Consider the following 18,621-nt stretch of genomic DNA (forward strand, 5'->3'; position numbering starts at 1 on the left):
CTCTTCCTGCGTACGTGGAAATCGGTCGCTGCTGGTGCGGGGGCGGGGCCGGGAGGCCCTAGCCCACCGAGCCTTCCATCTGCAGCTCGATCAGCCGGTTGAGCTCAAGGGCGTACTCCATCGGGAGCTCCTTGGCGATGGGCTCGACGAAGCCGCGGACGATCATCGCCATGGCCTCGAACTCGGTGAGGCCGCGGCTCATCAGGTAGAAGAGCTGGTCCTCGGAGACCTTGGAGACGGTGGCCTCGTGGCCCATGGAGACGTCGTCCTCGCGCACGTCCACGTAGGGGTACGTGTCCGAGCGGGAGATCGTGTCGACGAGCAGCGCGTCGCAGAGCACGTTGGACTTGGAGCCCGGGGCGCCCTCGCCGATCTCGATGAGACCGCGGTAGGAGGTGCGGCCGCCGCCTCGCGCCACCGACTTGGAGACGATGTTCGAGGAGGTGTTCGGGGCCATGTGCACCATCTTGGCGCCGGCGTCCTGGTGCTGGCCCTCGCCCGCGAAGGCGATGGACAGGGTCTCGCCCTTGGCGTGCTCGCCCATGAGGTAGACGGCCGGGTACTTCATGGTGACCTTGGAGCCGATGTTGCCGTCGACCCACTCCATGGTGGCGCCCTCGTAGGCGACGGCGCGCTTGGTCACCAGGTTGTAGACGTTGTTCGACCAGTTCTGGATCGTCGTGTAGCGGCAGCGGCCGCCCTTCTTCACGATGATCTCGACGACGGCGCTGTGCAGCGAGTCGGAGGAGTAGATCGGGGCGGTGCAGCCCTCGACGTAGTGGACGTAGGCGTCCTCGTCGACGATGATCAGCGTCCGCTCGAACTGGCCCATGTTCTCCGTGTTGATACGGAAGTAGGCCTGGAGCGGGATCTCGACCTGCACGCCCTTGGGCACGTAGATGAACGAGCCGCCGGACCACACGGCCGTGTTCAGCGAGGCGAACTTGTTGTCGCCGACCGGGATGACGGTGCCGAAGTACTCCTTGAAGAGCTCCGCGTGCTCCTTCAGCGCCGTGTCGGTGTCGACGAAGATGACGCCCTGCTCCTCCAGGTCCTCGCGGATCTGGTGGTAGACGACCTCGGACTCGTACTGGGCGGCGACACCGGCGACGAGGCGCTGCTTCTCCGCCTCCGGGATGCCGAGCTTGTCGTACGTGTTCTTGATGTCCTCCGGCAGGTCCTCCCAGGACTCGGCCTGCTTCTCGGTGGACCGCACGAAGTACTTGATGTTGTCGAAGTCGATGCCGGAGAGGTCGGAGCCCCAGGTCGGCATGGGCTTCTTGCCGAAGAGGCGCAGACCCTTGAGACGCAGGTTCAGCATCCACTCGGGCTCGTTCTTCTTCGAGGAGATGTCGCGGACGACGTCCTCGTTCAGACCGCGCTTGGCGGTGGCACCGGCCGCGTCGGAGTCGGCCCAGCCGTACTCGTACCGACCCAGGCCCTCAAGCTCGGGGTGGCTGATCTCGGTGGTCATGCGGGGTTCCTCCCGGCCGTACTGACAGATGCTGATGAGTTGGTCTGTGGGGCGCTGTGCGGGATGAACGTCGTACAGACGCCGTCACCATGCGCGATGGTCGCCAGACGCTGGACGTGCGTTCCCAGGAGGCGGGAGAAGAACTCCGTCTCCGCCTCGCACAGCTGCGGATACTGCTCGGCGACGTGGGCGACCGGGCAGTGGTGCTGGCAGAGCTGCTCGCCGACCGGCGCGTTCCGCGCAGTGGCAGCGTACCCGTCCGCCGTCAGGGCCTTGGCAAGCGCCTCGGCCCGCCGGGCGGGGTCGGCCGTCTCGACGGCTTCCCGGTACGCGCCGCCCTGGGCCTCGATCCGGTCGCGGGCGAAGGCGGCGACGGCCGCCTCACCACCCGCGTTGCGCTCGATCCAGCGGAGCGCCTCGACGGCCAGCGAGTCGTACGACTGGTCGAACTCGTCACGGCCGCAGTCGGTGAGCGCGAAGATCTTCGCGGGGCGGCCGCGGGCGCGGGCGCCGTAGACGCGCTTCTCGCGGGCCTCGACGACGTTGTCCGTGACCAGCGAGTCGAGGTGCCGGCGGACGGCCGCCTGGGTGAGGCGCAGCCGCTCGGCCAGGTCGGCGACGGTCGAGGGGCCGTGATCCAGGATCGACCGCGCGACCCGGTTGCGCGTGGAACGCTCTCGGGTCGCGAGTTCCTCCACCGGAGCCGCGCCAACGTTTTTCACAACGCCATTGTTGCGTAATTAATCGAGGAGTGACAAGCGGCGTCCACGGCGGCGACGGTGCCGTGCGTCACTCAGGTAAGGCTTACCTGACCTGCGGAAATGATCATTCGTAGGATGAATCCGAGCCTGCTCCCCACCGGCGTCCGGCCGCCCGGAGAGCCCATACACGCAGGCCACACGTGCTCGCGGGCCCCGCGCCGGGAGGACCTTCGCCGCCTCTCTAGACTTCCCGTCATGGGAAATGAGTCCGTCGTCCAGGTCCGCGGCCTGGTCAAGCGGTACGGAAGCAAGACCGCCGTCGACGGCCTCGACCTCGACGTGCGGGCGAACACCGTCACCGCCGTCCTCGGCCCCAACGGGGCCGGCAAGACCACCACGATCGAGACCTGCGAGGGCTACCGCAGGCCCGACGGCGGCACCGTCCGCGTCCTCGGCCTCGACCCGGTCGCCGACGCGGCCGCCCTGCGCCCCCGGATCGGCGTGATGCTCCAGTCCGGTGGCGTCTACTCGGGTGCCCGGGCCGACGAGATGCTCCGCCACACGGCGAAGCTCCACGCCCACCCCCTGGACGTGGACGCCCTGATCGAGCGGCTCGGCCTCGACTCCTGCGGCCGCACCACCTACCGCCGGCTCTCCGGCGGCCAGCAGCAGCGCCTCGCGCTCGCCATGGCCGTCGTCGGTCGCCCCGAGCTCGTCTTCCTCGACGAACCGACCGCCGGACTCGACCCGCAGGCCCGCCGCGCCACCTGGGACCTCGTCCGCGAACTGCGCTCCGACGGCGTGACGGTCGTCCTCACCACCCACTTCATGCAGGAGGCCGAGGAGCTGGCCGACGACGTCGCCATCGTCGACGCCGGCCGGGTCGCCGTCCAGGGCAGCCCCGAGCAGCTCTGCCGCGGCGGCGCCGAGAACACCCTGCGCTTCACCGGCCGCCCCGGGCTCGACCTGGGCTCCCTGCTCAAGGCGCTGCCGGACGGCACGGCCGCCGCGGAGCCCCTCCCGGGCACGTACCGGATCACCGGGACCGTCGACCCGCAGCTGCTCGCCACGGTCACCACCTGGTGCGCCCAGCACGGCGTCATGCCCGGGGGCATCTCCGTAGAGCGCCACACCCTCGAAGACGTCTTTCTGGAACTCACGGGCAAGGAACTGCGGTCATGAGCACGGGCACCTACTCCCCCAAGCCCGGCGCGGCCCCCGTAGGCCGGATGATCGCGGCGCAGACGGCCCTGGAGACCCGGATGCTGCTGCGCAACGGCGAGCAGCTCCTCCTCACGGTGATCATCCCCTCGCTGCTCCTCGTCCTGTTCTCCACGGTCGACATCGTCGACACAGGCACCGACGAAGCAGTCGACTTCCTCGCCCCGGGCGTCCTCGCGCTCGCCGTGCTCTCGACGGCCTTCACCGGCCAGGCCATCGCCACCGGTTTCGAGCGGCGGTACGGGGTGCTCAAGCGGCTCGCCGCCTCACCGCTCCCCCGCTGGGCGCTCATGACGGCCAAGACGCTCGCCGTCCTCGTCACCGAGGTGCTCCAGGTCGCGCTCCTCACGGCGATCGCCCTGGCCCTCGGCTGGTCCCCGAACGGCGACCCCTTCTCCGTCGCGCTCCTCCTCGTCCTCGGCACGGCCGCCTTCTCGGGCCTCGGGCTGCTCATGGCGGGCACGCTCAAGGCGGAGGCCACCCTGGCCGCCGCCAACCTGGTCTTCCTGCTGCTCCTGGTCGGCGGCGGGGTCATCGTGCCGCTGGACAAGTTCCCCGAGCCGGCCCGCTCCCTCCTGGAGCTGCTCCCGATCTCCGCCCTCTCCGACGGCCTGCGGGACGTCCTCCAGAACGGCGCTCCGATGCCCTGGACCAACGCGCTGATCCTGACGGTCTGGGCTGCCCTCGGCCTCGGCGCGGCGGCGAAGTTCTTCCGCTGGGAGTAGTCGAAGGGGTTCAGAGGGTGACGTTTCCCGACAAGCCACCCCCCTCGTGAAAGCGTGCACAAGCCCCGTCCTACGATGGGCCCCGTGCTGACCCCCCTCGCCTACATCGCCCAGCGCTGGACCCCGTCCCCCCGGACGCTCCGGCGCGCCGCGCTCTCCGCCGTCGTGATGAGCGTGTTCATCATCGTCACGGGTGGCGCGGTCCGGCTGACCGGTTCCGGTCTCGGCTGCGACACCTGGCCGAAGTGCACGGAAGACAGCCTCATCGTCACGCCCGAGCAGGGCTACCGGGGCCTGATCGAGTTCGGCAACCGGATGCTGACGTACGTCCTGTCGGCGGCCGTCGGCTGGGCCATCATCGCCACCCGGTCCACCAAGCCCTGGCGCCGGAACCTCACCCGGTGGGGCTGGGCGCAGTTCTGGATCGTGATGAGCAATGCCGTCATCGGTGGCATCACGGTGTGGATGGGCCTCAACCCGTGGACGGTCGCCGGCCACTTCCTCGCCGCGAACGCCCTCCTCACGGTGGCCGTCATCACCTGGCACCGGACCGGCGAGGGCGACACCGACCCGCGGCCGCGCGTGCCGCGCCCGGTCCGCAAGCTGTCGTGGGCGGTCACGATCACCTCGGGTCTGCTGATCGCGCTCGGTACGACCGTGACCGGCGCCGGCAAGCACGCCGGTGACAGCAGCGACGTCCCGCGCATGCCGTGGGACTGGACGGACGCCGCCCACCTCCACGCCATCGCCGCCTGGGTCGTCTGCGCGCTCGCGGTCGCCATGTGGCTGGTGCTGCGCGTGGTGGACGCCCCGGACGACACCCGGGCGCGCGCGCGTGACCTGCTGATCGTGCTGCTCGCGCAGGGCGGGATCGGCTACGTCCAGTACTTCACCGGGGTCCCCGAGGTCCTGGTCGCCGTCCACATGCTCGGCTCCTCGCTGATGTGGATCGCGGTGCTGCGGCTGGCCCTGAGCCTGCGCGAGCGCCCGGTGCCCACGGCGGGGATCCCGGCCCAGGCCGACCCGGAACTCACGGCGGCCGTCTGACCGTCCGGTCGTCCGACCGACCGTTCCGACCCTCCAGGGTCCGTCCGGTGGACCAGGCTCTAGCCCAGCCGGTAGACCCGCCGGGCGTTCCCCGCCGCGATCATCGTGGCGACGCGCTGCGCGTCCGCGTGGGACCAGGCGCCCTCCCTCACCCACTCCCCGAGCACCCGCGTGAGCGCCGAGCGGAAGACGCCTGCGGCGACCACGTGGAGTTCGGGCAGCCCGTGGGCGCCGCTGGAGAACAGCAGCTTGCCGAACGGCGCCAGTTCCAGGACCTCGGCGAGGACGGCCGCCGCCCGGGCCCCGGTGTGGGCGAGGGCCGCTCCGAGGTCCGCGTACACATGCGGATGGACGACCGTCAGGTGCGCCGCCGCGCGGTGGTGCGGGTAGGCGTGCAGCAGGACGAGGTCGGTGCCGAGTCCCGTCGTGGCGGCGGCGAAGGCGCCGAGGACGGCCGGGTCCCGGTCCCGTGTGTGCAGTTGGAGGGGGCGTCCGGCCGTGACGGCGATCCAGAGGAGATGCCTCAGCAGGACGGGGTCGGTGAGCCGCCCGCCCGCCGGGCGTCCGGCGAGCCAGCGCCCCGCCGCCCCGCGTACCTCCCCCGGCCCCGGTGGTTCGGGCGCCGTCGCGAGCCCTCGGCGTACGCCGTCCACCGAGGTGAAGGCCACGGCGTTCACGGCGGCCCCGTGGACGGCCTCGGCGAGGTTGGCCAGGAACGCGTCGACGGTCCCCGAGGTGTCGGCGACCTGTTCGGCGAGGGGTTCGAGGCGGACGATCTCGTGGGCCTCCGCGCCGGCCGCGGCGGCGATCTCGGCGGGCCGGGTCAGGTCACCGGGGAGCCCCGTGTCCACCAGATACGTGGAGATCCCGGAGGCCCGGAGGAGCCGGCGGCCCGCCTCGACGACGCCGAGCTCGCGCCGGCGGGCGAGGTAGCGGGCGGGCGGGCAGTGCGGTTCGAGGCCGAGGAGCGGCGGACACCAGCGCCGTACCGCGAAACCGGTCTGCGTGTCGAAGAAGGTCGTCCCGGCGGCGGGCAGCCCGGGCGGACCACCACACCGGTCGCCGAGGTGCGCGCCGAGCTGGGTCTCGAAGGTGCCCAGGCCGAGCTCCGTACGGAGCACTCCGTGGCAGTACTGGTCCACGAGGCTCGGCGTGTCGATCATCTCGGGGGGCTCCCTGTGTGGACGTGTCTCCACACGTCCTAACGGGTGAGCCCCGCACGAGGTTGTTGCCTCAGCTGTTGGAGGGGCCGCCGATCTGGATACCGGCCATCCGGCTCCACTCGTACGGGCCGGTGACGACCTTGGCGGCGAACTCGCCGTCGAACTCGTCGTGGAGCGTCAGACCGGCCTTCTCGGCGGCCTGCCGCGCGATCGGGTACGTGGGGGCCACCAGGTCGCCCCAGCCGCCGTCCGTGCCGACGAGGACGATCCGGGTGCCCGCCTGGCCGATGTGGGCGAGCTGCCCCTCGGCGCCGCCGTGCTCCGCGGAGAACGCCCGGATCTGCTTCGCGAGCCTGGCCGCCCTGCGCTCTTCCTGCTTCGTTTCTGCCATGTCAAAGATGCTACCGAGGGGTAGATCTACTGGCGACGGCCGGGTCACGTGGCCTATCCCACGTGACCCGGCCGTCGACCGGACACATCATCTGAGCGCGTAGGGCCCTACCGGAGGAAGGGGTCCACCGCGACCGCCACGAAGAGCAGGGAGACGTAGGTGATGGACCAGTGGAAGAGGCGCATCTCCTTGAGCTTCGCGCCGGTCGCACCCGACTTCGCGCGGTTGAGCAGCCCGTGCGCCTCCCACAGCCACCAGCCGCCGGTGAGCACCGCCACGGCCGTGTAGAACCAGCCGGTGTAGCCGAGCGGGGTCAGCAGCAGCGAGACGGCGACCATCACCCAGCTGTAGGCGACGATCTGCTTGGCCACGACCTTGTTGGAGGCGAGGACCGGCAGCATCGGCACGCCGGCGCGCGCGTAGTCCTCCTTGACCTTCATCGACAGCGGCCAGTAGTGCGGCGGCGTCCAGAAGAAGATGACGAGGAAGAGGATGATCGCGGCCCACGACATCGAGTCGGTCACGGCCGACCAGCCGATGAGCACCGGCAGGCAGCCGGCGATGCCGCCCCACACGATGTTCTGCGCGGTCCGCCGCTTCAGGATCATCGTGTAGACGACCACGTAGAAGAGGAGCGCGCCGAGCGCGAGCGCGGCGGAGAGCCAGTTGACCAGCAGGCCGAACCAGAGCGTGGAGATCACCGCGAGGCTGAGGCCGAAGACCAGGCCCTCACGCGGCGTGAGCACGCCGGTGACCAGCGGGCGCTGGGAGGTGCGGTCCATCAGGGCGTCGATGTCGCGGTCGATGTACATGTTCAGCGCGTTGGCGCCGCCCGCCGACAGGTAGCCGCCGAAGCAGGTGGCGAGCACCAGCCACAGGTTCGGCACGCCCTGCTCGGCGAGGAACATCACCGGAACGGTCGTGATGAGCAGAAGCTCGATGATCCGCGGCTTGGTCAGTGCCACGTATGCCTTGACACGGGCCCCGAACGGCCGATGGCCCGCCGGGCTGGGAGTCAAGACGACCCCTGCGGGTCGGGACTCGACGGCCGTCACGCACACCCCTGACAGAGAAATTCCCAGCAAGCGCCCCGGATGAAGACGGGGTGAAGCTTGCGCGTACCACGCCACTGTAGACGTTGCCCAGACACCGATCTTCGCGGGGGTGGGGTCGTGTTGGAGGGGTGTGTCCCAAGGCGTGGACACCGTTCGGGAGGCGAACTCACACGGGCACCGGCACTCTTGCTCTGTCCGCTCATTTGAGGGGCCCGCACACGAAAAGAGGGGGCTCTGTCGGGGGTAGGCTCGACACCGCCGGTACACCCTCAGTCACCGGCTTCAGAACATGTGGAGAGGAGCCCTGACCCAGGGTGAGCACTAAGCCGACCACCACAGACCTCGAGTGGACCGAATTGGACCAGCGGGCTGTCGACACCGCCCGCGTCCTGGCCGCGGACGCCGTACAGAAGGTCGGCAACGGCCATCCTGGTACGGCGATGAGCCTGGCGCCCGCCGCGTACACCCTCTTCCAGAAGGTGATGCGGCACGACCCGGCCGACCCCGAGTGGGTCGGGCGCGACCGGTTCGTCCTCTCCGCGGGGCACTCGTCCCTGACCCTCTACACCCAGCTGTACCTGGGTGGCTTCGGTCTTGAGCTGGACGACCTGAAGGCCTTCCGCACCTGGGGCTCGAAGACCCCCGGTCACCCGGAGTACGGTCACACGGCCGCGGTCGAGACGACGACGGGCCCGCTGGGCCAGGGTGTCGCCAACGCCGTGGGCATGGCGATGGCCGCCCGCTACGAGCGCGGTCTGTTCGACCCGGAGGCGGCCCCCGGCACCTCCCCGTTCGACCACCGGATCTACGCGATCGCCGGTGACGGCTGCCTCCAGGAGGGCATCTCCGCGGAGGCGTCCTCGCTCGCCGGCCACCAGAAGCTCGGCAACCTGATCCTGCTGTGGGACGACAACCACATCTCGATCGAGGGCGACACCGAGACCGCCGTGTCCGAGGACACGATGAAGCGGTACGAGGCGTACGGCTGGCACGTCCAGCGCGTCGAGCCGCAGTCCAACGGCGACCTGGACCCGGCCGCGCTGTACGCGGCGGTCAGGGCCGCCGAGGCCGAGACCGAGCGTCCGTCGTTCATCGCGATGCGCTCGATCATCGCCTGGCCCGCCCCGAACGCGCAGAACACCGAGGCCTCGCACGGCTCGGCGCTCGGCGACGAGGAGATCGCGGCCACCAAGCGTGTCCTGGGCTTCGACCCGGAGCAGACCTTCGAGGTCACCGACGAGGTCATCACGCACACCCGCTCGCTCGGCGACCGCGGCCGTGAGGCCCGCGCCACCTGGGAGAAGTCCCTCGCGGAGTGGCGTACGGCCAACCCGGAGCGCGCCGCCCGCTTCGACCGCATCCAGGCGAACGAGCTGCCGGCCGGCTGGGAGGAGAAGCTCCCCGTCTTCGAGCCGGGCAAGGGCGTCGCCACCCGCGCTGCCTCGGGCAAGGTCCTCCAGGCGCTCGGCGCGGTCATCCCCGAGCTGTGGGGCGGCTCGGCCGACCTGGCCGGCTCGAACAACACGACGATCGACAAGACCTCGTCGTTCCTGCCCGAGGGCAACCCGCTGCCGGAGGCCGACCCGTACGGCCGCACGATCCACTTCGGCATCCGCGAGCACTCGATGGCCGCCGAGATGAACGGCATCGCGCTGCACGGCAACACCCGTGTCTACGGCGGCACCTTCCTGGTGTTCTCCGACTACATGCGCAACGCCGTGCGTCTGTCGGCCCTGATGCACCTGCCGGTGACGTACGTCTGGACGCACGACTCGATCGGTCTCGGCGAGGACGGCCCGACCCACCAGCCGGTGGAGCACCTGGCCTCGCTGCGCGCGATCCCGGGTCTGAACGTGGTCCGCCCGGCCGACGCCAACGAGACGGCGATCGCCTGGCGCGAGATCATGAAGCGGCACACCAAGGTCTTCGGCAAGGGCGCCCCGCACGGTCTCGCCCTCACCCGCCAGGGCGTGCCGACCTACGCGCCGAACGAGGACGCGGCCAAGGGCGGCTACGTGCTCTTCGAGGCCGAGGGCGGCCCCGCGGAGCTCGTGCTGATCGCGACCGGCTCCGAGGTGCACCTGGCCGTCGAGGCCCGCGAGCAGCTCCAGGCCGTCGGTGTCCCGACCCGAGTGGTCTCGATGCCGTCCGTCGAGTGGTTCGAGGAGCAGGACCAGGCGTACAAGGACTCCGTCCTGCCTCCGTCGGTCAAGGCCCGGGTCGCGGTCGAGGCCGGTATCGGTCTCACCTGGCACCGGTACGTCGGGGACGCCGGCCGGATCGTCTCGCTGGAGCACTTCGGTGCCTCGGCGGACGCGAAGGTCCTGTTCCGCGAGTTCGGATTCACGCCGGAGGCGGTCGTCGCCGCCGCGCGGGAATCTCTGACCGCCGCCGCGCGCTGACGCCCATACGTACGACTTAATGGAGATGCAACTCTCATGACAGACGCTCTCAAGCGCCTCTCCGACGAAGGCGTCGCGATCTGGCTGGACGATCTCTCGCGCAAGCGGATCACGTCCGGCAACCTGGCCGAGCTCATCGACCAGAGTCACGTGGTCGGCGTGACCACGAACCCGTCGATCTTCCAGAAGGCCATCTCCTCGGGTGACGGTTACGAGCAGCAGCTCGCCGACCTCGCCGCCCGTAAGGTGACCGTCGACGAGGCCATCCGCATGATCACGACGGCGGACGTCCGCGACGCCGCCGACATCCTGCGGCCGGTCTTCGAGGCGACCGAGGGCCAGGACGGCCGGGTCTCCATCGAGGTCGACCCCCGTCTCGCCCACGAGACGGTCGCCACCATCGCCGAGGCCAAGCAGCTGGCCTGGCTGGTGGACCGCCCCAACACGCTCATCAAGATTCCGGCCACCAAGGCGGGTCTGCCGGCGATCACCGAGGTCATCGGCCTCGGCATCAGCGTCAACGTGACGCTGATCTTCTCGCTGGAGCGCTACCGCGCGGTCATGGACGCCTACCTGGCGGGTCTGGAGAAGGCCCGCGAGCGCGGCCTCGACCTGTCGAAGATCCACTCGGTGGCGTCCTTCTTCGTGTCCCGTGTGGACTCGGAGATCGACAAGCGCCTGGACGGCATCGGCACCGACGAGGCCAAGGCGCTCAAGGGCAAGGCCGCTCTGGCCAACGCCCGCCTGGCCTACGAGGCGTACGAGGAGGTCTTCTCCTCCGACCGCTGGACGGCCCTGGACAAGGCGCATGCCAACAAGCAGCGTCCGCTGTGGGCCTCGACCGGCGTCAAGGACCCGGCGTACAAGGACACGCTGTACGTCGTGGACCTGGTCGCCCCGGGCACCGTCAACACCATGCCGGAAGCCACCCTGGAGGCCACCGCCGACCACGGCGAGGTCTCCGGTGACACCGTGCGCGGCACGTACGACCAGTCCCGCGCGGAGCTGGCGGCCATCGAGAAGCTGGGCATCAGCTACGACGAGGTCGTGCAGCTCCTCGAGGACGAGGGCGTCGAGAAGTTCGAGGCGTCCTGGAACGACCTGCTCAAGTCCACCGAGGCGGAGCTCTCGCGCCGCGTACCCGCGGAGGCGTAAGCACTTTGAGCGCAGTCGACGGAGCCAACCCGCTCCGTGACGCCGCCGACCGACGGCTCCCGCGTATCGCGGGGCCGTCGGGCCTGGTGATCTTCGGCGTCACGGGCGATTTGTCCCGTAAGAAGCTGATGCCCGCCGTCTACGACCTGGCCAACCGCGGCCTGCTGCCGCCGGGCTTCTCGCTCGTCGGCTTCGCCCGCCGCGAGTGGCAGGACGAGGACTTCGCGCAGGAGGTCTACGAGGCCGTCAAGCAGCACGCGCGCACCCCGTTCCGCGAGGAGGTGTGGCAGCAGCTGATCCAGGGCATGCGGTTCGTCCAGGGCGACTTCGACGACGACGAGGCCTTCGAGAAGCTGAAGTCCACCGTCGAGGAGCTGGACAAGGCGCAGGGCACCGGCGGCAACTTCGCCTTCTACCTCTCCGTGCCGCCGAAGTTCTTCCCGCTGGTCGTCCGGCAGCTGAAGAAGCACGGCCTCGCCGACCAGAAGGACGGCTCCTGGCGCCGCGCGGTCATCGAGAAGCCCTTCGGCCACGACCTGGTCTCCGCCAAGGAGCTCAACGAGGTCGTCCACGAGGTCTTCCCGCCCGACGCGGTCTTCCGGATCGACCACTACCTCGGCAAGGAGACCGTCCAGAACATCCTGGCGCTCCGCTTCGCCAACACCCTCTTCGAGCCGATCTGGAACAGGTCGTACGTCGACCACGTCCAGATCACGATGGCCGAGGACATCGGCATCGGCGGCCGGGCCGGGTACTACGACGGCATCGGCGCCGCCCGTGACGTCATCCAGAACCACCTGCTCCAGCTGCTCGCGCTGACCGCGATGGAGGAGCCCGCCTCCTTCGACGCCGACGCGCTCGCCGCCGAGAAGACCAAGGTCCTCGGCGCGGTGAAGCTCCCCAGGGACCTGGGCGAGACCACGGTCCGCGGCCAGTACGCGGCCGGGTGGCAGGGCGGCGAGAAGGCCGTCGGCTACCTCCAGGAAGACGGCATCGACCCCCAGTCGAAGACGGACACCTACGCGGCCGTGAAGCTGGAGATCGACAATCGCCGCTGGGCGGGCGTCCCCTTCTACCTCCGTACGGGCAAGCGCCTCGGCCGCCGCGTCACGGAGATCGCGGTCGTCTTCCAGCGCGCCCCGCACTCCCCCTTCGACCACACCGCGACCGAGGAACTCGGCCGCAACGCCATCGTGATCCGGGTCCAGCCGGACGAGGGCGTGACGATGCGGTTCGGCTCCAAGGTGCCCGGCACCCAGATGGAGATCCGGGACGTGTCGATGGACTTCGCGTACGGCGAGTCCTTCACGGAGTCCAGCCCCGAGGCGTACGAGCGGCTCATCCTCGACGTCCTGCTCGGCGACTCGAACCTCTTCCCGCGGGTCGAGGAGGTCGAGCTGTCCTGGAAGATCCTCGACCCGATCGAGCAGTTCTGGGACAAGCACGGCAAGCCCGCGCAGTACCAGTCCGGGACCTGGGGTCCGGTCGAGGCGGACGAGATGCTCGCACGAGACGGACGGAGCTGGCGCCGGCCATGAAGACCGACCTGACGGACACCACGTCATCCAAGATCAACAAGGCGCTGGTGCTCGGGCGGCGGGCGATCGGCACGCCGGCCGTCGGCATGGTGCTCACCCTCGTCATCGTCACCGACGAGGAGAACGCCTACGACGCGCTGAAGGCGGCAAACGAGGCGTCCCGCGAGCACCCCTCGCGGACCCTCGTCGTCATCAAGCGGGTCTCGCGCTCGCCGCGGGACCGCGCCAAGGCACGACTCGACGCCGAGGTCCGCCTCGGCGCCGACGCCAGCACCGGCGAAACGGTCGTCCTCCGGCTGTACGGCGAGGTCGTCGACCACGCCCAGTCGGTGGTGCTTCCCCTACTCCTCCCGGACGCGCCCGTCGTCGTCTGGTGGCCGGTGAACGCGCCGACCGACCCGGCGAACGACCCCCTGGGCGCGCTCGCCCAGCGCCGGGTGACCGACACGTACGCCGCCGAGCAGCCGATCCAGGAGCTGACGGCGCGGGCGGACACGTACACCCCGGGCGACACGGACCTCTCGTGGACCCGGATCACCCCGTGGCGCTCGATGCTCGCCGCCGCGCTCGACCAGGTCGTGTGCGAGGTCACCTCGGCCGAGGTCGAGGGCGAGGAGTTCAATCCGAGCGTCGAGCTGCTCGCGATGTGGCTGGCCGAGCGGCTGAAGGTGCCGGTGCGGCGCGCGAAGTCGGCGGGGCCCGGTCTCACCTCCGTACGGATGGAGACCAGCTCCGGGCCGATCGTGCTCGACCGGCCGGACGGCTCGCTCGCGACGCTCTCCATCCAGGGGCAGCCGGACCGTGGCGTGGCGCTCAAGCGCCGGGACACGGCCGAGCTGATCGCGGAGGAGCTGCGCCGGCTCGACCCGGACGACACCTACGCGACGGCGCTCAAGTTCGGTCTCGAACGGCTCGACGAGGAGGCGGCGACCGTCGCTCCCGAGCAGGTCGACTCGCCCGTCGCCGAGGCGGTCGCCGAAGCTGTCGTGGTGGTGGAGTCGGCGGCCCCGGCCCCCGCGAAGCCTTCCGCGAAGAAGGCCCCGGCCAAGAAGGCGGCGGCCAAGTGAGCACCCCTCAGCTGGTCGTCCACCGCGACAAGGAGCTGATGGCGCAGGCCGCGGCGGCCCGGCTGATCACGAAGATCGTGGACGCCCAGGCCACCCGCGGCTCCGCCTCGGTGGTGCTCACCGGCGGACGCAACGGCAACGGCCTGCTGGCCGCGCTGGGTACGGCGCCCGCCCGGGACGCGATCGACTGGTCGCGGCTCGACCTGTGGTGGGGCGACGAGCGCTTCCTGCCCGAGGGCGATCCCGAGCGGAACGTCACCCAGGCCCGTGAGGCGCTGCTCGACCGGGTGCCCCTCGACCCGGCGCGGGTGCACGCCATGCCGGCCTCGGACGGACCGTACGGCGCCGATGTCGACGCCGCCGCGGCCGCGTACGCGGAGGAGCTGGCCGCCGCCACGGGTCCCGGTGACCACGGGCGGGTGCCGGCCTTCGACGTGCTGATGCTGGGCGTCGGCCCGGACACGCACGTGGCCTCGCTCTTCCCCGAACTGCCGGGGGTCCGCGAGACCGAGCGGACGGTGGTCGGGGTGCACGGCGCTCCCAAGCCGCCGCCGCTCCGGGTCTCCCTGACGCTCCCGGCGATCAGGGCGGCCAAGGAGGTCTGGCTGCTCGCGGCCGGCGAGGACAAGGCGAAGGCCGCGGCGATCGCGCTGTCGGGCGCGGGCGAGGTGCAGGCCCCGGCGGCGGGCGCCTACGGCCGCTCGCGCACGCTGTGGCTGCTCGACGCGGCGGCGGCCTCGGAGCTGCCGCGGAGCCTGTATCCGCCGGCTTCCGCCTGATGGTCTGATGTGCCTGATGTGCTGATGTGCTGATTCAGCGACTCGTACGCCCCGGAGGCCCGGTTCACCTCCCCCTGGACTCCGTCCGGGGGGGACCCCCAGGTGGACCGGGCCTCCGGCGTCGGTACGGGCTCGATGAAGGGCGCGAGGAGGTCCGGTACGGCCTCGGCGGCGAAGGTCAGGCCCTGGCTCTCGCCCGCGTCGTAGATGTCGTACGCGCCGTCGCCGGCCGCCGTCGTGGCGGTCAGGGTGAGGACGCCCGCGCGGCGCTGGAAGTACGACTGCTTGACGGTCCAGCCGATGACGCCGGAGCGCTGGAGGGCGACCGTGGCGCGCCGGACCGTGCCCGAACGGGTCACCAGATAGGCGCCGCTGACGCCGTGTCCGAGGCCGCGGTACGCGTCGAGGGCGAGGAGCACGGCGAGCGGGGTGAGGACGACGGCGCAGCCCGCCGCCACGTACAGCAGGACCGGGGTGAGCAGGAGCCCGAGTCCGGCGAGGAGGGCGACCGGGGCGGCGACGGACCACAGGGCCCAGCGCAGCCGGCGGGTGCGGGCGGCGCGGGGGTGGACGGCGAGCGGCGCCCCGGTGGGCGGTTCCGGCTCGCGCAGGACCTGGGCGGCGACGCGGTCGGCGATCTCCCGGGGCACGGCCGGCAGCAGGGTCTTGAGGTCGGCGTGCTTGTCCCCGTCGTCCTTGGCGAGGCCGGTGGCGACGGCGTCGACGCGGGCGGCCCCGAACAGGCGCACCCCCAGCGGCTCGACGACCTCGATCCCGCGCAGCCGACGCTCCTCGATGGAGACGGAGCGGGCGGTGAGGAGGCCGCGGCGAACGCGCAGGGTGCCGCCGGGCTCGCGCTCCAGGCGGTAGTTCCACCACATCTCGACCCAGAGGCCCAGTGCTCCGACGGCCCCCACGACGGTGGCGATGAGGACCAGGTCGACGATCATCCAGGTGAGGGAGACGTCCCGGAAGCGGTCCCCTATCCAGTCGATGACCTCCCCCTGGGCGCCGAACCACTCGCTGACCTGCATGACGGCTCCGGCCGCCGCGCCGCCGAGGGCCGGGGCGACGAAGGAGACCGGGGCGTAGCGGATCCAGCGGGGGTCGGCGATGGCGAGGGCGCCCTCGTCGGGCCGGCCGGCGGTGCCGGTGACGGTGCGGGCGAGGAGGGCGTGGCGGAGGCGCTCGCCCTCGGCGCGGGTGACCAGGTCGAGTTCGAGCGTGGACTCGCTGCCGCCGGTGCTCTCGCCGGTGCCGATGCGGACCTTGACGAGGCCGAGGACCCGCTGGAGGGGGTTGGCGGTGAGGTCGACGCTGCGGATGCGCTCGCGGGCCAGGGAGCGGCGCTTGATCAGCAGGAGCCCGGTGTGGAGTTCGACCCTCCCCCAGCCTTCGGCCGGGGGTACCCCCGTCTCGCTCCGCTCGGGGCCGATCCGGTACCGGGTGCGGCGCCAGCGGACGTAGTCGACGAGGGTACCGCCGAGGACGAGGAGGAACGCTCCGGCGAGGACCCAGGAGAGGGCCTGCCACAGCGGCCTGGATCCGGCGAGTCCGAGTGTCGCGGGGAGGCCGGCGCCGCCGGCCACGCCGCACAGGACGGCGGCGGTGGCCAGGAGCGTGCGCCGGTCGAGGCGCCGCCAGGCCTCACCGGAGCCCTCACCGGCGCCCTCCCCGCGCGGCCCGTCGGCGCCGACTATGCCGCCGTCGCGCGGGTCCTCGCCGTGTCCGGCCTCGGTCATGTGGCGTCCCCGGGGGTGGCCTGGGTGAGGGCCGTGAGCCGTTCGCCGAGCTCGGCGGCGAGCTCGTGGTCGAGGCCCTCGATCCGGAGGGCGCCCTTCGAGGAGGCGGTGGTCACCGTGACGGTGCCGAGCCGGAAGAGCTGCTCCAGCGGGCCGCGTACGGTGTCGACCGTCTGGATCCGGGACATCGGGGCGATCCGCCACTCCTGCCAGAGGGCCCCGGTGCGGACGTAGACGGCCTCGTCGGTGACCTCCCAGCGGTGCACCCGGAACCACCAGGCGGGGAAGAACGCGGCGCAGCCGAGGCCGAGGGCCGCGACGGCCCCGGCCGCGAGCAGCAGCCAGAACCGGGCGGGCCCGATGAGCGCGCCGAGGACGGCGAGGATCACCACCGGCACGGCGGTGGTCACCAGGAGCTGGCTCCGCCACCAGGCGACGGCCCGCTCGTCCACGGCGTTCCTCGGCGGCCGCAGCCGCACCGCGTTCTCCCCCGTCATGCGATCAGCCCCGGTCGCGCAGCGCGCGGTAGGCGGTGACGAGCCCGGCGGTCGAGCTGTCGAGCTGCTCGCCGCCCTCACCGCCCGTCAGGACCGGTTCGATCTTCTTGGCGAGGACCTTGCCGAGTTCGACGCCCCACTGGTCGAAGGAGTCGATGTTCCAGATCGCGCCCTGGACGAAGACCTTGTGCTCGTAGAGCGCGATCAGCTGGCCGAGGACGGACGGGGTGAGCGCGTCGGCCAGGATCGTGGTGGTCGGGTGGTTGCCCTGGAAGGTCTTGTGCGGGACGAGCTCCTCGGCGACCCCTTCGGCCCGTACCTCCTCGGGTGTCTTGCCGAAGGCGAGCGCCTGGGTCTGGGCGAAGAAGTTGGCCATCAGCAGGTCGTGCTGGGCGACGAGGCCGGGGAGCAGGTCGTCGACGGGGCGGGCGAAGCCGATGAAGTCGGCCGGGATGACCTTGGTGCCCTGGTGGATCAACTGGTAGTAGGCGTGCTGCCCGTTGGTGCCGGGGGTGCCCCAGACCACGGGACCGGTCTGCCAGTCGACCGGGTTGCCCTCGCGGTCCACCGACTTGCCGTTGGACTCCATGTCGAGCTGCTGGAGGTAGGCGGTGAACTTGGACAGGTAGTGGGAGTAGGGCAGGACGGCGTGCGACTGGGCGTCGAAGAACGCGCCGTACCAGACGCCGAGGAGGCCGAGGAGCAGCGGCGCGTTCTCCTCGGGCGGGGCCGTGCGGAAGTGCTCGTCGACGAGGTGGAAGCCGTCGAGCATCTCGCGGAAGCGCTCCGGGCCGATGGCGATCATCAGGGAGAGGCCGATGGCGGAGTCGTACGAGTAGCGGCCGCCGACCCAGTCCCAGAACTCGAACATGTTCGCGGTGTCGATGCCGAACTCCTCGACCTTCTCGGCGTTGGTCGAGAGGGCCACGAAGTGCTTGGCGACGGCCTCCTGGCCGGCTCGCAGGCCGGTGAGGAGCCAGTTGCGGGCGGAGGTGGCGTTGGTGATCGTCTCGATGGTGGTGAAGGTCTTCGAGGCGACGATGAAGAGGGTCTCGGCCGGGTCGAGGTCGCGGACGGCCTCGTGGAGGTCGGCGCCGTCCACGTTCGAGACGAAACGGAGCGTCAGGTCCCGCTGGGTGAAGGAGCGCAGGACCTCGTAGGCCATGGCGGGGCCGAGGTCGGAGCCGCCGATGCCGATGTTCACGATGTTCTTGACCGGCTTGCCGGTGTGGCCGGTCCACTCGCCCGCGCGGACCTTGTCGGCGAAGGCGCCCATGCGGTCGAGGACGGTGTGGACGCCGGGGACGACGTTCTCCCCGTCGACCTCGATCACGGCCTCGCGCGGGGCGCGCAGCGCGGTGTGGAGGACCGCGCGGTCCTCGGTGGTGTTGATCTTCTCGCCGCGGAACATGGCGTCGCGCAGCTCGGCCACGCCGGTGGCGGCGGCGAGTTCGCGCAGCAGAGTCAGCGTCTCGTCGGTGACGAGGTGCTTGGAGTAGTCCAGATAGAGGTCGCCGACCCGCAGGGTGTGGCCGGTGCCGCGCGCCGGGTCCGCGGCGAAGAGCTCGCGCAGGTGGGTCTCGCCCAGCTGCTCACGGTGCTTGCCGAGGGCCGCCCACTCGGGCAGCCGGTTCAGCCTGGTGCGGCCTTCGTTGTTCATCTCG

16 protein-coding genes are annotated in these 18,621 nt (G+C 71.0%); 8 read left to right on the forward strand and 8 right to left on the reverse strand.

Features of this window, described 5'->3' with window-relative positions; genetic code table 11:
• Positions 1 to 58: 58 nt before the first annotated feature.
• Together sufB and ACFWWU_RS12845 are read right to left on the reverse strand one after the other, a co-directional pair.
• Complete coding sequence (sufB, locus tag ACFWWU_RS12840; RefSeq protein ID WP_384143239.1) at positions 59 to 1,474, reverse strand: Fe-S cluster assembly protein SufB; 1,416 nt, start codon at positions 1,472 to 1,474, stop codon at positions 59 to 61.
• Positions 1,471 to 2,196: a helix-turn-helix transcriptional regulator gene (locus ACFWWU_RS12845; protein ID WP_384143242.1), complete on the reverse strand. Its 726-nt coding sequence runs from the start codon at positions 2,194 to 2,196 to the stop codon at positions 1,471 to 1,473. The genes sufB and ACFWWU_RS12845 overlap by 4 nt, the downstream gene beginning before the upstream one ends.
• A gap of 234 nt (positions 2,197 to 2,430) precedes the next feature.
• Between ACFWWU_RS12845 and ACFWWU_RS12850 the strand changes: the two genes are divergently transcribed.
• The 3 genes from ACFWWU_RS12850 to ACFWWU_RS12860 all read left to right on the forward strand — a co-directional run bounded on the left by ACFWWU_RS12850 (position 2,431) and on the right by ACFWWU_RS12860 (position 5,168).
• Positions 2,431 to 3,357, forward strand: coding sequence for an ABC transporter ATP-binding protein (locus ACFWWU_RS12850; RefSeq protein ID WP_384143245.1), 927 nt, complete (start codon positions 2,431 to 2,433; stop codon positions 3,355 to 3,357).
• Positions 3,354 to 4,121 carry an ABC transporter permease gene (locus tag ACFWWU_RS12855; protein ID WP_384143248.1) on the forward strand — a complete coding sequence of 256 codons (768 nt, stop codon included), beginning with the start codon at positions 3,354 to 3,356 and terminating at the stop codon, positions 4,119 to 4,121. The genes ACFWWU_RS12850 and ACFWWU_RS12855 overlap by 4 nt, the downstream gene beginning before the upstream one ends.
• 75 nt (positions 4,122 to 4,196) lie before the next feature.
• The gene (locus tag ACFWWU_RS12860) at positions 4,197 to 5,168 is read left to right on the forward strand and encodes a heme A synthase (RefSeq protein ID WP_384143251.1); all 972 of its coding nucleotides are present in this window, start codon (positions 4,197 to 4,199) and stop codon (positions 5,166 to 5,168) included.
• A 59-nt stretch (positions 5,169 to 5,227) separates the two neighbouring features.
• Here the strand turns inward: ACFWWU_RS12860 and ACFWWU_RS12865 are convergent, their stop codons facing one another.
• From ACFWWU_RS12865 to ACFWWU_RS12875, 3 genes are all read right to left on the reverse strand, one after another.
• Positions 5,228 to 6,331 carry an amidohydrolase gene (locus tag ACFWWU_RS12865; RefSeq protein ID WP_384143254.1) on the reverse strand — a complete coding sequence of 368 codons (1,104 nt, stop codon included), beginning with the start codon at positions 6,329 to 6,331 and terminating at the stop codon, positions 5,228 to 5,230.
• Between the two features lie 70 nt (positions 6,332 to 6,401).
• Positions 6,402 to 6,722, reverse strand: coding sequence for a hypothetical protein (locus ACFWWU_RS12870; RefSeq protein ID WP_384143257.1), 321 nt, complete (start codon positions 6,720 to 6,722; stop codon positions 6,402 to 6,404).
• Positions 6,723 to 6,829: 107 nt separating this feature from the next.
• Entirely contained in the window at positions 6,830 to 7,777 is a 948-nt protein-coding gene (locus tag ACFWWU_RS12875) for a heme o synthase (protein ID WP_384143259.1), read from the reverse strand.
• 314 nt (positions 7,778 to 8,091) lie between these two features.
• On the opposite strand from ACFWWU_RS12875, the gene tkt reads away from it, so the two are divergent.
• From tkt to pgl, 5 genes are read left to right on the forward strand one after another with little or no spacing between them, the layout of a single operon-like run.
• Positions 8,092 to 10,179: a transketolase gene (tkt, locus tag ACFWWU_RS12880; RefSeq protein WP_384143262.1), complete on the forward strand. Its 2,088-nt coding sequence runs from the start codon at positions 8,092 to 8,094 to the stop codon at positions 10,177 to 10,179.
• A gap of 36 nt (positions 10,180 to 10,215) precedes the next feature.
• A complete protein-coding gene (gene tal, locus ACFWWU_RS12885; protein WP_384143265.1) occupies positions 10,216 to 11,334 on the forward strand; it encodes a transaldolase in 1,119 nt (372 codons plus the stop codon).
• A 5-nt stretch (positions 11,335 to 11,339) separates the two neighbouring features.
• A complete protein-coding gene (gene zwf / locus ACFWWU_RS12890; protein ID WP_384143268.1) occupies positions 11,340 to 12,872 on the forward strand; it encodes a glucose-6-phosphate dehydrogenase in 1,533 nt (510 codons plus the stop codon).
• Positions 12,869 to 13,939: a glucose-6-phosphate dehydrogenase assembly protein OpcA gene (gene opcA, locus ACFWWU_RS12895; RefSeq protein WP_384143270.1), complete on the forward strand. Its 1,071-nt coding sequence runs from the start codon at positions 12,869 to 12,871 to the stop codon at positions 13,937 to 13,939. The genes zwf and opcA overlap by 4 nt, the downstream gene beginning before the upstream one ends.
• Positions 13,936 to 14,718 carry a 6-phosphogluconolactonase gene (gene pgl, locus ACFWWU_RS12900; protein WP_384143273.1) on the forward strand — a complete coding sequence of 261 codons (783 nt, stop codon included), beginning with the start codon at positions 13,936 to 13,938 and terminating at the stop codon, positions 14,716 to 14,718. Before opcA ends, pgl begins: the two co-directional genes overlap by 4 nt.
• Here pgl and ACFWWU_RS12905 read toward each other — a convergent pair.
• From ACFWWU_RS12905 to pgi, 3 genes are read right to left on the reverse strand one after another with little or no spacing between them, the layout of a single operon-like run.
• A complete protein-coding gene (locus tag ACFWWU_RS12905; protein WP_384143276.1) occupies positions 14,631 to 16,460 on the reverse strand; it encodes a PH domain-containing protein in 1,830 nt (609 codons plus the stop codon). The genes pgl and ACFWWU_RS12905 overlap by 88 nt on opposite strands.
• Positions 16,457 to 16,957, reverse strand: coding sequence for a PH domain-containing protein (locus ACFWWU_RS12910; protein WP_358477874.1), 501 nt, complete (start codon positions 16,955 to 16,957; stop codon positions 16,457 to 16,459). The genes ACFWWU_RS12905 and ACFWWU_RS12910 overlap by 4 nt, the downstream gene beginning before the upstream one ends.
• 4 nt (positions 16,958 to 16,961) lie before the next feature.
• Entirely contained in the window at positions 16,962 to 18,617 is a 1,656-nt protein-coding gene (gene pgi / locus ACFWWU_RS12915) for a glucose-6-phosphate isomerase (protein ID WP_384143927.1), read from the reverse strand.
• Between the last annotated feature and the right edge of the window lie 4 nt (positions 18,618 to 18,621).

Source organism: Streptomyces sp. NPDC058650 (genome assembly GCF_042717315.1).
Taxonomy (GTDB): Bacteria; Actinomycetota; Actinomycetes; order Streptomycetales; family Streptomycetaceae; genus Streptomyces.

Coding starts and splice junctions, on each gene's coding strand:
- ACFWWU_RS12905 (WP_384143276.1), bottom strand. CDS start 16,460: ATGACCGAGGCCGGACACGGCGAGGACCCGCGCGACGGCGGCATAGTC.
- pgi (WP_384143927.1), bottom strand. CDS start 18,617: ATGAACAACGAAGGCCGCACCAGGCTGAACCGGCTGCCCGAGTGGGCG.
- opcA (WP_384143270.1), top strand. CDS start 12,869: ATGAAGACCGACCTGACGGACACCACGTCATCCAAGATCAACAAGGCG.
- ACFWWU_RS12855 (WP_384143248.1), top strand. CDS start 3,354: ATGAGCACGGGCACCTACTCCCCCAAGCCCGGCGCGGCCCCCGTAGGC.
- sufB (WP_384143239.1), bottom strand. CDS start 1,474: ATGACCACCGAGATCAGCCACCCCGAGCTTGAGGGCCTGGGTCGGTAC.
- ACFWWU_RS12910 (WP_358477874.1), bottom strand. CDS start 16,957: ATGACGGGGGAGAACGCGGTGCGGCTGCGGCCGCCGAGGAACGCCGTG.
- ACFWWU_RS12870 (WP_384143257.1), bottom strand. CDS start 6,722: ATGGCAGAAACGAAGCAGGAAGAGCGCAGGGCGGCCAGGCTCGCGAAG.
- ACFWWU_RS12850 (WP_384143245.1), top strand. CDS start 2,431: ATGGGAAATGAGTCCGTCGTCCAGGTCCGCGGCCTGGTCAAGCGGTAC.
- ACFWWU_RS12860 (WP_384143251.1), top strand. CDS start 4,197: ATGGGCCCCGTGCTGACCCCCCTCGCCTACATCGCCCAGCGCTGGACC.
- tal (WP_384143265.1), top strand. CDS start 10,216: ATGACAGACGCTCTCAAGCGCCTCTCCGACGAAGGCGTCGCGATCTGG.
- ACFWWU_RS12865 (WP_384143254.1), bottom strand. CDS start 6,331: ATGATCGACACGCCGAGCCTCGTGGACCAGTACTGCCACGGAGTGCTC.